Below are 13,827 nucleotides of genomic sequence, written 5' to 3' on the forward strand. Positions count from 1 at the left end.
GGCGCCGGGGCGGCGCCGGGGTCGGCACCGGTCGGACGCCGGGCGCGCCCGGTGGGGCGCGCCCGAAGTCTCCGTCCGCAGGTCACCGCCTGTCAACGGCCCCCTGCCGGCCATGCACGCGCCGTCGCGGCCAACGCGGCCGCCGGGCTGTCGCGGCCGTCTCGGCCGTCAGGTCGACTCCCGCCGGACGGCCACCGCCGAGATCAGGTCCTGCCGCTGCGTGATCTCGGACGGCTCGCGCACCGCCCGGTCCACCAGCTCGGCCAGGTGGTCCCCGGTCGGCAGCTCGATCTGCACGGTGCTCAGCCGCGGCCGCAGCAGACGGCCGATGAGCAGATCGTCCGCACCCATGACGGCGACGTCCTCGGGGACCCGCAGCCCCTCGTCCAGCAGCGCGCGCATCAGCAGCATCGCGTACTCGTCGTTGTACGCGAACACCGCGTCCAGGCCGAGAGAGCGCCAGCGGGCGGCGAGCGCGGCGGCCGACTCCTCCGAGTACGCCATCGGCAGTGCCTCGATCTCGGCGCCCGCCACCGAGCGGGCGCCCTCCAGCCGCGGGGTGGAGAAGAGCTCCAGCCCCTCCTCCTGCGGGACGGCCACGCCGATCCGCCGGTGCCCGCGCTCGACGAGGTGGGCGGCGGCCCGGGCGCCGACCTCGCTCTGGTCCATCACCAGGGCGTGTGCCCCGGGGACGCCGACCGGTCCCATCGTTATCACCGCACGGGCGCCGGCCCGTTTCAGCGTGGCCACGTTGTGTGCGGACAGGGTGATCTCGCCGAGCGAGATCACCGCGACCGGGCGCAGCTCGGCCCAGGCACGGGCCGCCTCGTCGCCGCTGAGGCCGAGGCTGCCGTACTGGACCACGGTGTAGTCGAGGCGGCGCAGCGACCACTGGAGCTCGTTGAGGAAGGCGCTGTAGAGCGGCCCGATGGGCACGTGCGAGGTGGGCAGCAGCACGATCCGGGTGTGTCCGGCGCGCAGGCTGCGGGCGGCGGCGTGCGGGACGTACCCGAGTTCCTCGGCGGCCCTGCGGACCTTGCGGCGGGTCGGCTCGCTGATGCGTACGGCTTCCGCGTTGTTGAGGACGTAACTGACGGTCGCGCGCGACACTCCGGCGAGACGGGCCACGTCGGCGCTGGTCGGCACGGGGGCCGGCTGCGGCGGTTTCGATGACTGTGACATTGCCGTGGCATCTTTCCAGACCGATTGCGCCCGAGGGCTAGCGGATGGCCGGAAACGAATGCTACACAGTGGTTACACGATTCATTGACACGTGTAACCCGGGCGTCACATCCCGTTCCCCGGGGGTGCTCCCGCACGTGTCCGACCGTGTCCCGTCGTGCCGCCGTCCTGTCGTGATCCGACGCACCCCCGCCGCAGCGACAGGGCGGCGCGCACCCTCCCCGCACCTTCCCCGGACCCTCCCCGCACCCCGCGCCGCACCCGTCACGGCACTCCTTTCCCACGCCTCCCGACACCCCCTCCCGCACCTCCCACCTCAGCTCCACTCCAGCTCGACCCCACCCTCATCCGCACGAAGAACCCGCCCAGGAGGGCACCGTGGCCCTTTCCTCCTCCGGCACCGGCACCACCGGAGCCACCCCCGACGACGCGTCCGCCGCACCGGCCGCCACCGGCGCCGCGCGCGCTCCCGGACGCGGCCTGTTCCCCTTGCTGCTCGTCGCGAACAGCGCGATGTACACGCTCTACATCGGCGTCGGCGGCGTCCTTCTCGCCCTCCAGGTCGAGGACGTCGACCCGGCGGCCAAGGTCGCCAACTTCGGCCTGATCGCAGGGGTCTCGGCGATCTTCGCCACGATCTTCAACCCGGTGGCCGGCGCCCTCTCCGACCGCAGCGGACGGCGCAACCCCTGGATCCTGGGCGGCGGAATCGCCGCCCTGCCGGCGATGTTCCTGCTGGGCGCCGCCGACACGATCCTGCTGATCACGATCGCCTGGTGCCTCGGCCAGGCCGTCATGAACGTCTACCAGGCCGCCGTCACCTCCGTGGTCCCCGACCGGGTCCCGGTGTCCGCGCGCGGCAAGGCCTCCGCCGCCGTCGGGCTCGGCCTGCCCTTCGGCTCCACCCTCGGGGCGCTGATCGGCGCCGCGTTCTCGGACGACTACCGCACCGGTTACCTCCTCTTCGGCGCGGTCGTGGCGGGCGCCGCGGTCCTGTTCACCGCCTGCACCCGCGAGGAGCGCCTCCCGGCGCGCGCCGCGCTGCCGGCCAGGGAGCAACTGGCCGCGTTCACCGGCGCCCTGCGCGACCACGACTTCCGCTGGGCCTTCATCGGGCGGGCGCTGCTCGTCCTCGGGTACTTCGCCGTCAGCGGGTACCAGCTGTACATCCTCCAGGACCACACCGTGCTGCCCGCCGGGATGGAGCCGGAGGAGGCGGTGGCGGTGCTGATGCCGCTGACCAGCGTCGCCATGGTGGTCTCCACGGTCCTCGGCGGGTACCTCTCCGACCGGCTCGACCGGCGCAAGCTCTTCGTCGGCGCCTCGGCCCTGCTGTCGGCCGTCGCGCTCGTGATCCCGGCCGTGTCGGACAGCTGGACGGCGATGCTCGCCTTCGCGGCCGTCAACGGGCTCGCGTTCGGTTCGTACATGGCCGTCGACACGGCGCTCGTGACGATGGTGCTCCCGAAGGCGGAGGACGCGGCCCGCGACATGGGCGTGCTCAACATCGCCAATGCGGGGCCGCAGATCATCGCGCCGTTCATCGCCTCGGTGATCGTCTCGGTGAGCGGCGGCTACACCGCGCTGTTCATCGTCGCGGCGGTCCTGGCGGTGGCGGGCGCCCTTGCGGTGAAGCCGATCCGCAGCGTCCGCTGAGCTCCCGGGAGCCTCCGCGACCGCCGAACCCTCTCAGAACCTTCCAGAACCCTCCGAGAAAGGCTTCACCGTGCAGCTGCACACCCACACCTGGGGCCAGGGCGACCGCGTCGCGCTCCTGATCCACGGCATGATGGCCGACCACCGGACCTGGCGCCGGGTGGCCCCCGCGCTCGCCGAGCGCGGCTACCGCGTCATCGCCGTGGACCTGCGCGGCCACGGCGCCAGCGGGCGGGGCGAGTACGATCCGGCGCTCTTCGCCGAGGACCTCGTCGAGACCCTGCCGGCCGGCGCCGACCTCGCCATCGGCCACTCGCTGGGCGGGCTGACCCTCTCGCTGGCCGTGGACCGGCTGAGGCCGAAGCGCGCGGTGTTCTCCGACCCGGCCTGGCACCTGGCCAGTCCCGCCGGGGGAATGGGCCCGGAGGTGTTCGCGCAGTTCAAGTCCGCCTCCAGGGAGCGGATCCGGGAGATGAACCCGCGCTGGGAGGAGGCGGACATCGACATCGAGCTGGAGACCCTCGCCGTGTGGGACGAGGCGACGGTGCTCGGCCTGGGCCGGCTGTCCGGCACGGACCTGCTGCCGGCGGCGCCGGTGGTCCCCTCGCTCGTCCAGCTCGCCGACCCCAGCTTCCTGATCTCCCCGGAGCGGGCTTCGCTGCTGGAGGAGCGCGGTTTCGAAGTGCGGTCGGTCGCCGGCGCCGGACACACCATCCACCGGGACGACTTCGACGGCTTCATGGCCTCGCTGGAGGGCTGGATCCAGCCGCTCTAGCCGCTCCAGCCGCTCTCGGGCCCGGCGTCCGGCGACACCGCCACGGGCACCGGGCACCGGGCACCGGGCACCGGGCACCGGGCACCGGGCACCGGGCACCGGGCACCGGGCACCGGGCACCGGCACACCGGAACCGGTCACCTCAGAGGTTCTGTCCGCCGGAGACCTCGATGTTCTGCGCGGTGATCCAGCGGCCTTCCTCGGAGACCAGGGTGGCGATCACCATGCCGACGTCCTCCGGTTCGCCGATCCGCCCGAGCGCGAACTCGCGCGCCAGCTCCGGGATGATCTCCGGGTGCCGTTCGAAGGCGTTGTCGGCGAACCGGGTGCGGGTCGCGCCGGGTGCGACGGAGTTGACGCGGATGCCGCGCGGGCTGAACTCCTTGGCCATGTAGCGGGTCAGCACGGTCACGGCGCCCTTCAGCGAGGCATAGACCGAGTACCCGGGTGCCGTCACGTGCGGCAGCGCGGAGTTGCTGGTGGTGTTGACGATCGCCCCGCCGTCGGCCATCAGCGGCAGCAGCTCCCGGGTGAGGAAGAACGGGCCCTTGAACAGGCCGTCGGCGAGCCGGTCGAAGAGCTCCTCGGTGGTGTCCTCGATCATCGACTGGCCCGCGAATCCCGCGTTGTTGACGAGGTGGTCGAAGGTGTCGCGCTGCCAGGTGGCGCGCAGCGCGTCGGCGACGGCCTCGCGGAACGCGGGGAAGCCTGCGGTGTCGGCGATGTCCAGTGGCAGCGCCACGGCGGTGCCGCCCCGCTTCTCGATCTCGGCGACGGCGTCTTCGCCGCCCTGCCGGTCGGATCCGTACGTGAGGACGACCCCGACGCCCCGTGCGGCGATCCGCAACGCCGCGCTGCGTCCGATGCCCGAGCTCGCGCCCGTGACCACGGCTACCTGCATGATGTGCCTCCCGCTCAAGCGGTGGAGTACGTACGCTCCACCCGGAATGTGACACTTCAAGGCAACCAGCCGGCAGCGCACCGCCGAAAGAAAGATCCTCCCGCGTCCTTGCCCATTCCTCTCAGGGCAGGGCGTCCGCCCGGGCGCGTGCGGAACGGCTCAGCAGGGCGGCGTCCTGGCTGGGCGAGGCGCCGAACTGCCTGCGGTACTCGCGGCTGAACTGCGACGGGCTCTCGTAGCCGACGCGCAGGCTGACACCGGTGACGTCCCCTGAGCGCGTCGCCAGCATCAGCCGCGCCTCCGAGAGGCGGATCTGCTTCTGGAAGCGGATGGGGCTCATCGCCGTCACCGTCCGGAAGTTGCGGTGGAAGGCGGACACGCTCAAGCCGGTGAGCCGGGCCAGGTCCTCGACGCGGAACGGCTCGGCGTAGTGTTCCCGGATCCAGCGCACCGCCCGCGCGATGTGGCTGAGGCTGCTGTCGGCGAGACCGAGCTGCCGTACGGTCTCGCCCTGCTCGCCGGTGATCAGCAGCCACAGGATCTCGCGTGTGACCAGCGGGGCGAGCACCGCCCGGTCGCGCGGCCGGTCCAGCAGGCGCAGCAGCCGGACCACCGCGTCGAGCAGCTCCGGCGGGGCGTCGCTGACCGCGATGGCGGGGTGCGGTCCGCCCGGGGTGCGTACGGCGTCACCGGGTCCGGCGAGCAGCAGCTCGGCGATGGCGGACGCCTCCAGGGTCAGCCCGAACCCGAGGGCGGGTTCCTCGCGGCTCGCCTCGGTGAAGTTGCCGGTGATGGGCAGGTCCACCGAGGCGACGAGGTACTGGCCGGCCCCGTACTCGTACACCTGCTCGCCCAGCGCCAGCCGCTTGGTCCCCTGGGCGATGACGGCCAGCACCGTGCCGGACGTGGCCGGCGTGGGCGGGTGGGGGCTCTCGATCTTCGATACGCGAACCCCCTCGATGTCGGTGCTCCAGTCCGGGCGCGCGTGCCGGGCCAGCAGTTCGCGGAGTTCCTCAAGCTGCATACGTCGATTGCAGCACAGCGGCCTTCCGGTCACCCCTCGTGCGTCACGGTGTGCGGCTCGTCGCGGAGGCGAAGCCGAGCCAGGTGTGGCGGTTGCCCCACCAGCACCAGCCGACCTTCGGGGCCTCGCGGCGTTCGCGGCCGTCCCGGCCGGTGCCGTTGCTGATCCAGATCGCCGGGGTGCGGGCGTCCAGGGCGCCGTTCGCCTTGCGCAGCCGGGAGCCGATGGTCATGAAGCAGCGGTTGCGCTCCAGGGCGGCCGGCTGCTGGAGCACCCAGTGGATGCCCTCGGTGAGCAGCAGCGGAGTGCGCTCCTGCTTCGTGAGGGCGGGCAGTGCCTCTTCGGGGCTCCAGTTGGACATGTGGTCGCCCCGGTCGACGCCCGTGACGACGTACAGCGGGGTCTCGGGGAGCTCGACGGCGTCGAGCGGGCCGAAGCCGTCTACGTCGGGCATGTCGGTGACGACGAAGCCGGGCTTGTCCTCGCGGCGCAGCAGCGGCGCGAGGGCGGAGGCGGGGGCGCGCTCCGGGTGGACGGCGAGCAGGACGTCGTCGCCGTAGCCGCCGCCGGTGTCCTGCGCGGAGGCGAACGCGCGCAGTTCATCGGCGGGGATCCGGGCGAGCTCGTGCACCCCGAGCTCGATCAGGCGCTCGGCCTGGGCGGCGAGCGGCGGGAGAGGGGGCGGGCCGGGGCTGGACGAGGTCTCGGGCACGTCACTCCTGCGGTACGCGGTACACAGCGGTGGACGCCGGACGAACGAGGCGGCCCGCCGGATCGTTCCCACCGCCGGCGCCCGGTCCCACCCGCCCGGACCGGATTGATTCAAAAAAGAAGGGCAAGGAGGTAACCCACTCCTTGCCACTCTCAACATATAGCGCAGCAGGGGGCTTGCCGCAAGGCCCCCGCCACCCCGCACAATCGTCGACCACCTGCGCCTTTTCAACGCAACCGGGGGTTTTCTTGATGGACGTGATCGTGGTCGGCGGCGGGCCGACCGGCCTGATGCTGGCCTGTGAGCTGAGGCTGCACGGCGTGCGGGTGCTCGTGCTGGAGAAGGAGGCGGAGCCGACCCGTCAGTCCCGCGCCCAAGGCCTGCACGCACGCAGCATCGAGGTGATGGACCAGCGCGGCCTGCTGGAGCGGTTCCTCCCGCTCGGCCGGCAGTTCAGGGTCGGCGGTTTCTTCGCCGGGCTCGGCACCTGCTGGCCGGAGCGGCTGGACACGGCGCACTCGTACGTCCTCCACATCCCGCAGGAGGTCACCGAGCGGCTGCTGACCGAGCACGCCACCGAGACCGGCGTGGAGATCCGGCGCGGCCGCGAGGTGGTCGGGCTGAGCCAGGACGGCGACGGGGTGAGCGTCGAGCTGGCCGACGGAACGCGGCTGCGCGCCCGCTACGCCGTCGGCTGCGACGGAGGCCGCAGTACGGTCCGCAAACTGCTCGGCGTCGACTTCCCCGGGGAGCCTTCCCGGGTCGAGACCCTGCTCGGCGTGATGGAGCTGGCCGAACCGGCGGAGACGGTGGCCTCCGTGGTGGCCGAAGTCCGCCGGAAGCAGCTGCGGTTCGGCGCCATGCCGATGGGCGACGGCCTCTACCGCGTCGTCACGCCCGCCGAGGGAGTGGCCGAGGACCGGGCCGCCGCGCCGACCCTCGACGAGTTCAAGCAGCAGCTGCGCGCCTTCGCGGGCACGGACTTCGGCGCGCACTCGCCGCGCTGGCTCTCCCGCTTCGGCGACGCGACGCGGCTGGCCGAGCGCTACCGGGTCGGCCGCGTACTGCTGGCCGGTGACGCGGCGCACATCCACCCGCCGACCGGTGGGCAGGGGCTCAACCTCGGCATCCAGGACGCGTTCAACCTCGGCTGGAAGCTGGCCGCCGAGATCGCCGGCTGGGCACCGGAGGGGCTGCTGGACAGCTACCACGCGGAACGCCACCCGGTGGCCGCCGACGTACTGGACAACACCCGCGCGCAGATCCAGCTGATGTCGACGGAGCCGGGTGCGCGGGCGGTACGCCGACTGCTCGCGGAACTGGTGGACTTCGAGGAGGTGAACCGGTACCTGATCGAGAAGATCACCGCGATCTCCGTCCGCTACGACGTCGGCCAGGGCGAGAGCACGGGGGAGAACGGGGGCGAGGCCGAGGGCCCGGGCCACGGCTCCGGCCAGGACCGGGGGCAGGACCGGGCCCGCGGCGGCCGTGAACTGCTCGGCCGGCGGATGCGGGACGTGGCGCTGGGGCGCGGCCGCCTCTACGGGCTCACGCACGGCGGCCGGGGCCTGCTGCTGGATCAGACGGGCCGGCTCTCGGTGGCCGGCTGGTCGGACCGGGTCGACCACGTAGTCGACGTCAGCGAGGAACTGGACGTGCCCGCCGTACTGCTGCGCCCGGACGGCCACGTCGTGTGGGTGGGCGAGGACCAGCGGGATCTGCTGGCCCACCTGCCGAAATGGTTCGGGGCCGCCGCCCGCTGAGTACGCGGCCCACCCCGGCGATCACCACCCGCGCGCTCCCCCGCCGGGGTGGTTCCCGGGGCCGGGCGGGCGCGGCACGGCACGTCTCGCGGGGCGCGGGCGGGCTCCCGTACGAAGCTGTGCGCTGCTCCCTGCACCCCGCGAGGCCGGAGGTTGGTACGCCCATGACCCACGCACACTTGAGACTTGCGCGGCGCCGCCGCGGAACCGGCGGGAGGACCGGGGTGCTGGCCGCCGCGCTCGGCCTGGCGCTCGTACTGGCGCTGCCCGGCTCCGCGCTGGCCGCGCCCGGCGATCCGGATCCGTCCTTCGGACCCGACGGCCGGGTGGTCACCGCGTTCCCCGGATACGCGGAAGGCCACGACATCGCGCGGCAGGCCGACGGCAAGCTCGTCGTGGTCGGGCTGAGCGAGGCCGGTTTCGCGCTCGCCCGGTACAACGCCGACGGCGTTCTCGACTCCGGCTTCGCCGGGGACGGCACGGTGACCAGCGACTTCGGCGGCGGGTCCCACTCCGCCAACGCGGTGGCGATCCAGCCCTCGGACGGGAAGATCGTCGTGGCGGGCACCACCGAGGTCCCGGAGGAGGGCGGCGGCTGCTGCTTCTTCTCCGTGGCCCGCTACAACACGGACGGCAGCCTGGACTCGGGCTTCGGCGACGGCGGCCTCGTACGGGTCGAGGAGTTCGGCGGGTCCGCGGACGGCGCGGACGTGGCGGTGCAGCCCGACGGGAAGATCATCGCCGCGGGCAAGGGCGGCGGCGGAGGGTTCGCCCTGGTCCGCCTCGACACCGCCGGACACCTGGACCCGGGGCTCGGCGGCGACGGCGCGGTCGTCGCCGGTTTCACGCCCGCGTCGCCCCAGGACGCCGGCGGCATCGCCCGCCGCATGGCCCTCCAGCCGGACGGAAAGATCGTCGCGGTCGGGTACGTGGGCAACACCAACTTCGACATCGGCGTGGCCCGCTACCTGCCGAACGGCAGCCTCGACCCGTCCTTCAGCGGTGACGGCATGGTGACCGCGAACTTCGGCGGCACCGAGTTCGGCAACGCCGTGGCGGTGCAGCCGGACGGCAAGATCGTCGCCGCGGGATCCGGCGCGGTGGGCGTCGCCCTGCTGCGCTACAACGCCGACGGCAGCCCCGACGGCGGCTTCGGCACCGCCGGGCGCACCTCGGTCCACTTCCCCGGTGACGGCGGAGGCGCCAACGCCCTGGCGCTCCAGCCGAACGGCAAGATCGTCATCGCGGGGCAGGCAGACGACCCGAACAGCCAGGAGGCCAACGACTTCGGCCTGGCCCGCTTCAACACCAACGGCACGGTGGACACCGGCTTCGGCGGCGACGGCTTCGTGGTCACGGGCTTCCAGGACTGGGACGAGGCCCGCGGGGTGCTCGTACAGCCGGACGGCAAGATCGTCGCGGCGGGCTTCGGCGCGGGCTTCGCCTTCGCCCTCGCCCGCTACCAGGGCGGCGACGGCACCACGCCTCCCCCGCCGCCGAGCGCGGACCTGTCGGTGACTCAAGCCCCCGCGGCCACCGTGAGCATCGGCGACCGCGCCTCGTACACGGTGACGGTCTCCAACTCCGCGGCCTCCACCGCCACCGCGACCGGCGTCACGCTGACGGACACCCTCAGCGGCGCCGGGGTGGCCCTCACCTCGGCGGCCGCCTCGCAGGGTACGTGCACGACGACGGCGACGGGGACCGGCTGCGCCCTCGGCTCCCTGGCCCCGGGCGCGAGCGCGACGGTCACGATCACGGCGGAGCCGCGGTCCACCGGCACGATCACGAACACGGCGGTCGTGAGCGCGGCGCAGCAGGACCCGTCGACCGCGAACAACACGAGGGCGGCTACGACCTCGGTGAACAACGCCCACGGGTGCACGATCATCGGCACCGTCGGCGCGGACACCCTGACCGGCGGCTACTTCACCGACGTGATCTGCGGTCTCGGCGGCAACGACACGATCCGCGCGGGCTACGGGAACGACACCGTGTACGGCGGCTACGGGAACGACAACCTCGACGGCGGCTTCGGCGACGACACCGTCAACGGCGGCCCGGGCAACGACACCCTGACGGGCGACTACGGCAACGACCGCCTGACCACCACCGACGGAGTCTCCGCCAACGACAGCGCCAACGGCGGCCCCGGCACCGACACCTGCACCACGGACCCGGGCGACACCCGCACCAGCTGCCCCTGACACCCCTGACCCCCTCGCCGGAGAGCCGTCGCCGCGAACCCGGCGACGGCTCTCCGCCGTCGCTCAGAACGTCCAGCGGGTGTGGGTGTAGACGCCGTTGTCGCGGCCGAATCCGTAGGCCGTGGACGGGGGCAGTGCGAAGGCCACCGCGTCGCCCTTGCGCAGCGCGTCCCCCATGCCGTGGAAGGTGCCCTCGGAGGAGGTGATGTGGGGGCCGTACTTCGTCTCGTACGCCGTGATCGCCTCCTCCAGCGCCGCCGGATCCGAGACCGGCCGGGCCGTGCCCTCGATCACGAGGTCGAGGCCCTCGGTGAGGGAGTTCCCACCCGTGGTGGTGGTCAGTGCGCAGTGGCCGTCATGGGCGAGGTTCTTCGCCTTCTGCTCGTCCGGGCCGGTCGAGAAGTACAGCACCCCGTCGTGCCATGCGGCAATCACGGGAGTGACGTGCAGCCGGCCGTCGGCCCGCACCGTGGACGCCCAGAAGATCTCGGCGCCCTCCAACTGCCGCAGGGCCTCGGCCCAGTCGGTGGCGGTGACGTCCGCGGCTCCCGGGCGGGGGTTGAGGGCGGAGCTGTAGCGGGCGTCCAGCTCGGTCGCCGCGGGGTGCTTCTCGGGTCCGTGTGCGGGCATGGCGGACCTCCCTTCCTCGTCCCGTAACGACCCGCTCCCCCCGCGGAAACCCCCGCCGCGCCCGTTTCGCCCGTCTGCCCGCACGTGGCGGCGGGGGGGGAGGCGGAGGGTGGGCGCGCGGTCAGTGCGTGTGCTGGTACGACCCGTAAGTGAGGTAACCGGCGTCGCCGCCCTTGTAGAACGTGGCCTCGTCCGCGGGGGCGACGGGCAGTGCGAGGCGCAGTCGCTCGACCAGGTCGGGGTTGGCGATGTAGGCGCGGCCGAAGCTGACGAGGTCGGCACCGAGCCCGAGCCAGTGGTCCGCGTCGGTCCGGCCGGTCTGCTTCGGGCCCATCGGGAGGGTCGGGTTCACGATGAGGGTGCCCGGCCAGGCGCGGCGCAGGCCGAGGAGCACGTCCTCGCCGGAGGTCGCTTCGAGGTGGACGTACGCCAGGTCGAGGGGGGCGAGTTCGGCGAGCAGCGCCGCGTAGAGCTCGGGGACCTCGGTTTCCGCGACGCCCCAGAACGTGCCGCCCGGGGAGAGGCGGATGCCGGTCCTGGTCCCGCCGACGGCGTCGACGGTGGCGGCCGCCGCCTCGACGGCGAACCGGATCCGGCCCGCCACCGAGCCTCCGTAGCGGTCCGTGCGCAGGTTGGCGTTGGAGGAGAGGAACTGCGAGATCAGATAGCCGTTGGCGCCGTGCAGTTCGACCCCGTCGAAGCCCGAGTCGACGGCGCGCCGGGCGGCCTCGGCGTACGAGCGGGCGTGCTCGGGCACCTCGGCGGTGTCCAGGGCGCGCGGTACGGGCGCGGGACGGGGTCCGGCCGCGGTGAACACGTCGCCCACCGCGGCGACGGCCGAGGGCCCGACCGGCTGCGTGCCCGTGGTGTCGGGGTGCGAGACGCGGCCGCCGTGCATGATCTGGGCGAAGATCCGTCCGCCGTTGGCGTGGACCGCTGCGGTCACCGGGCGCCACGCGTCGACCTGCTCGTCGGTGTGCAGTCCCGGGGTCCCCGGGCCGGACTGGCCGATCAGGCTCGGCTGCACCCCCTCGGTCACGATCAGCCCGGCGGTGGCCCGCTGGGCGTAGTACGTCGCCATCGACGGTGTCGCCAGACCGTCGGCGGCGGCCCGGAACCGCGTCATCGGGGCCATCACCACCCGGTTCGGCAGGGTCAGGTCACCGAGTCGATGGCTGTCGAAAAGCGTCGTCACCGTAGAGCTCCTTGCTGTCCGCGGCGCCCGTGTGTCGGGCACGGCGGCTACGCTAAAACCTGACATTGACGTCAGAGGCAAGCTGTGTGCCGCAACTCACAGCCGGGGAGGGCGAGATGCGTATCGGGGAGCTCGCGGCGCGGGCCGGGGTCAGCGTCCGGTCGGTGCGCTACTACGAGGAACAGGGCCTGCTCGCCAGCACGCGCAGCGCCAGTGGGCAGCGGCACTACACCGACGAGGGGGTGGAGCGGGTCGTGTTCATCCAGCGGCTGTACGCCGCGGGGCTGTCCAGCCGGACCATCGCCGAACTGCTGCCGTGCGTGGATTCGCCCAGCGAGGAGGCCTCCGATACCGCGCTGACGCGGATGGCGCAGGAGCGCGACCGGCTCTCGGGCCACATCGCCGATCTCATCCGCACCCGGGACGCCCTCGACGGCCTGATGGCCACGACCCGGGCACACCGGGAGGGCCTGCGGGCGGCCGCGGACATCTCCGCGACGGCCTGCTGAAAGACGGCCTGCCGAGAGACGACCTGTCGAAAGGAGCCGCTTTCATGTAAGTTCCTTTTGGGAACTCACAAGCGGGTCGAGGGGATCGGGAGAGCTCATGGGGCAGCGGACGTGGACGGCCGTCGACGACTACTTCGACGGACTGCTCGTGGAGGAGGACGAGGCGCTGGCCGCCGCCAACACGGATGCCGAGGCCGCCGGGCTGCCCGCGCACCAGGTCGCCCCGAACCAGGGGAAGCTGCTGCACCTCCTCGCCCGGATCCGCGGCGCCCGCACCATCCTCGAAATCGGCACCCTCGGCGGCTACAGCACCATCTGGCTCGCCCGGGCCCTGCCGACCGGCGGGCGGCTGGTCACTCTGGAGGTCGACGCGCACTGCGCCGACGTGGCCGCCGCGAACGTCGCCCGGGCCGGGCTGGCGGACGTGGTCGACATCCGGCGCGGCCCGGCCCTCGACCTGCTGCCGCAGCTCACCGGCCTCGCCCCGTTCGACCTGGTCTTCATCGACGCCGACAAGCCGTCCAACCCGGACTACCTGAAGTGGGCCCTCGAACTGACCCGGCCCGGCAGCGTCATCATCGGCGACAACGTCGTCCGCGACGGCGCCGTCGTCGACCCGGACAGCTCCGACCCGCGTGTCCGGGGCGTCCGCCGCTTCACCGAACTCATCGCCGAACACCCGAAGTTGACCGCGACCGCCCTCCAGACCGTCGGCAGCAAGGGGTACGACGGCCTCGTCATGGCCCTCGTCACCGACTGAACCGCGCCCCGGCCGGCCGCCCGAACCACTAACCTCGGCCGCATGACGGCACTTTCCCACCACAGCTCCGACCCCGCCGAGCAGCCCGGGCGCGGCGGGGCCACCGCCACCACCGAGGCCGATCCGCACGCCATCGGGCCCGTGCGCACCGAGTACGCGCCCGACAAGGACGGCGATCCGGACCCCGGCGAGATCGTGTGGACCTGGGTCCCGTACGAGGAGAACGACGGGCGCGGCAAGGACCGCCCGGTGCTGGTCGTCGCCCGGGAGGCGGGCGGGCGCACGCTGCTCGCCGTACAGCTGTCCAGCAAGCGGCACGACAACGACCGCGAGTGGGTGCCGATCGGAACCGGACCCTGGGACGGCGCCGGACGGGAGTCCTGGGTCGACGTGGACCGGGTGCTGCGCGTGCACGAGGACGGCATGCGGCGCGAGGCCTGCGCCCTGGACCGGGGCAGGTTCCAGCTGGTCGTCAACCGGCTCCGCGAGCGCTACGGCTGGCGGTAGGCGGGC

At 73.0% G+C, this 13,827-nt stretch carries 13 protein-coding genes; 7 read left to right on the forward strand and 6 right to left on the reverse strand.

Features of this window, described 5'->3' with window-relative positions; genetic code table 11:
• Window positions 1-168 precede the first annotated feature (168 nt).
• Window positions 169-1,182 (reverse strand): LacI family DNA-binding transcriptional regulator, encoded by a 1,014-nt coding sequence (locus tag ACFYXV_RS07125; protein ID WP_385468948.1) that lies wholly within the window; start codon window positions 1,180-1,182, stop codon window positions 169-171.
• Between the two features lie 378 nt (window positions 1,183-1,560).
• On the opposite strand from ACFYXV_RS07125, the gene ACFYXV_RS07130 reads away from it, so the two are divergent.
• Complete coding sequence (locus ACFYXV_RS07130) at window positions 1,561-2,838, forward strand: MFS transporter (protein ID WP_389382243.1); 1,278 nt, start codon at window positions 1,561-1,563, stop codon at window positions 2,836-2,838.
• 70 nt (window positions 2,839-2,908) lie between these two features.
• Window positions 2,909-3,613, forward strand: a complete 705-nt coding sequence (locus ACFYXV_RS07135) for an alpha/beta fold hydrolase (protein WP_389382244.1) — start codon at window positions 2,909-2,911, stop codon at window positions 3,611-3,613.
• Window positions 3,614-3,755: 142 nt separating this feature from the next.
• On the opposite strand, the gene ACFYXV_RS07140 is transcribed toward ACFYXV_RS07135, so the two are convergent.
• The 3 genes from ACFYXV_RS07140 to ACFYXV_RS07150 all read right to left on the reverse strand — a co-directional run bounded on the left by ACFYXV_RS07140 (window position 3,756) and on the right by ACFYXV_RS07150 (window position 6,250).
• Window positions 3,756-4,514, reverse strand: coding sequence for an SDR family NAD(P)-dependent oxidoreductase (locus ACFYXV_RS07140; RefSeq protein WP_385468939.1), 759 nt, complete (start codon window positions 4,512-4,514; stop codon window positions 3,756-3,758).
• Between the two features lie 121 nt (window positions 4,515-4,635).
• Window positions 4,636-5,538: an AraC family transcriptional regulator N-terminal domain-containing protein gene (locus ACFYXV_RS07145; RefSeq protein WP_385468936.1), complete on the reverse strand. Its 903-nt coding sequence runs from the start codon at window positions 5,536-5,538 to the stop codon at window positions 4,636-4,638.
• A 43-nt stretch (window positions 5,539-5,581) separates the two neighbouring features.
• Window positions 5,582-6,250: a DUF5701 family protein gene (locus ACFYXV_RS07150; protein ID WP_389382245.1), complete on the reverse strand. Its 669-nt coding sequence runs from the start codon at window positions 6,248-6,250 to the stop codon at window positions 5,582-5,584.
• A 248-nt stretch (window positions 6,251-6,498) separates the two neighbouring features.
• Between ACFYXV_RS07150 and ACFYXV_RS07155 the strand changes: the two genes are divergently transcribed.
• Together ACFYXV_RS07155 and ACFYXV_RS07160 are read left to right on the forward strand one after the other, a co-directional pair.
• Window positions 6,499-8,013, forward strand: a complete 1,515-nt coding sequence (locus ACFYXV_RS07155) for an FAD-dependent oxidoreductase (protein WP_389382246.1) — start codon at window positions 6,499-6,501, stop codon at window positions 8,011-8,013.
• A gap of 164 nt (window positions 8,014-8,177) precedes the next feature.
• Window positions 8,178-10,220, forward strand: a complete 2,043-nt coding sequence (locus tag ACFYXV_RS07160; RefSeq protein ID WP_389382247.1) for a calcium-binding protein — start codon at window positions 8,178-8,180, stop codon at window positions 10,218-10,220.
• A gap of 63 nt (window positions 10,221-10,283) precedes the next feature.
• Here the strand turns inward: ACFYXV_RS07160 and ACFYXV_RS07165 are convergent, their stop codons facing one another.
• Together ACFYXV_RS07165 and ACFYXV_RS07170 are read right to left on the reverse strand one after the other, a co-directional pair.
• Window positions 10,284-10,850, reverse strand: a complete 567-nt coding sequence (locus tag ACFYXV_RS07165; protein ID WP_385468924.1) for a pyridoxamine 5'-phosphate oxidase family protein — start codon at window positions 10,848-10,850, stop codon at window positions 10,284-10,286.
• Between the two features lie 121 nt (window positions 10,851-10,971).
• Window positions 10,972-12,045, reverse strand: a complete 1,074-nt coding sequence (locus ACFYXV_RS07170; protein ID WP_385468921.1) for an alkene reductase — start codon at window positions 12,043-12,045, stop codon at window positions 10,972-10,974.
• 116 nt (window positions 12,046-12,161) lie between these two features.
• Here ACFYXV_RS07170 and ACFYXV_RS07175 point away from each other — a divergent pair, with 116 nt between their 5' ends.
• The 3 genes from ACFYXV_RS07175 (at window position 12,162) to ACFYXV_RS07185 (ending at window position 13,821) form a co-directional block, all read left to right on the forward strand.
• On the forward strand, window positions 12,162-12,554 hold the full coding sequence (locus ACFYXV_RS07175) for a MerR family transcriptional regulator (RefSeq protein WP_389382248.1): 393 nt from the start codon (window positions 12,162-12,164) through the stop codon (window positions 12,552-12,554).
• A gap of 97 nt (window positions 12,555-12,651) precedes the next feature.
• Window positions 12,652-13,314 (forward strand): O-methyltransferase, encoded by a 663-nt coding sequence (locus tag ACFYXV_RS07180; RefSeq protein ID WP_389382249.1) that lies wholly within the window; start codon window positions 12,652-12,654, stop codon window positions 13,312-13,314.
• A gap of 42 nt (window positions 13,315-13,356) precedes the next feature.
• A complete protein-coding gene (locus ACFYXV_RS07185) occupies window positions 13,357-13,821 on the forward strand; it encodes a type II toxin-antitoxin system PemK/MazF family toxin (RefSeq protein WP_385468912.1) in 465 nt (154 codons plus the stop codon).
• Window positions 13,822-13,827: the final 6 nt, after the last annotated feature.

The organism is Streptomyces sp. NPDC002181, assembly GCF_042890485.1.
GTDB lineage: Bacteria > Actinomycetota > Actinomycetes > Streptomycetales > Streptomycetaceae > Streptomyces.

Bases quoted from the DNA above. Each gene is read 5' to 3' on its own strand.
- ACFYXV_RS07160 (WP_389382247.1), top strand. From the start codon at position 8,178: ATGACCCACGCACACTTGAGACTTGCGCGGCGCCGCCGCGGAACCGGC.
- ACFYXV_RS07140 (WP_385468939.1), bottom strand. From the start codon at position 4,514: ATGCAGGTAGCCGTGGTCACGGGCGCGAGCTCGGGCATCGGACGCAGC.
- ACFYXV_RS07165 (WP_385468924.1), bottom strand. From the start codon at position 10,850: ATGCCCGCACACGGACCCGAGAAGCACCCCGCGGCGACCGAGCTGGAC.
- ACFYXV_RS07185 (WP_385468912.1), top strand. From the start codon at position 13,357: ATGACGGCACTTTCCCACCACAGCTCCGACCCCGCCGAGCAGCCCGGG.
- ACFYXV_RS07125 (WP_385468948.1), bottom strand. From the start codon at position 1,182: ATGTCACAGTCATCGAAACCGCCGCAGCCGGCCCCCGTGCCGACCAGC.
- ACFYXV_RS07145 (WP_385468936.1), bottom strand. From the start codon at position 5,538: ATGCAGCTTGAGGAACTCCGCGAACTGCTGGCCCGGCACGCGCGCCCG.
- ACFYXV_RS07175 (WP_389382248.1), top strand. From the start codon at position 12,162: ATGCGTATCGGGGAGCTCGCGGCGCGGGCCGGGGTCAGCGTCCGGTCG.
- ACFYXV_RS07180 (WP_389382249.1), top strand. From the start codon at position 12,652: ATGGGGCAGCGGACGTGGACGGCCGTCGACGACTACTTCGACGGACTG.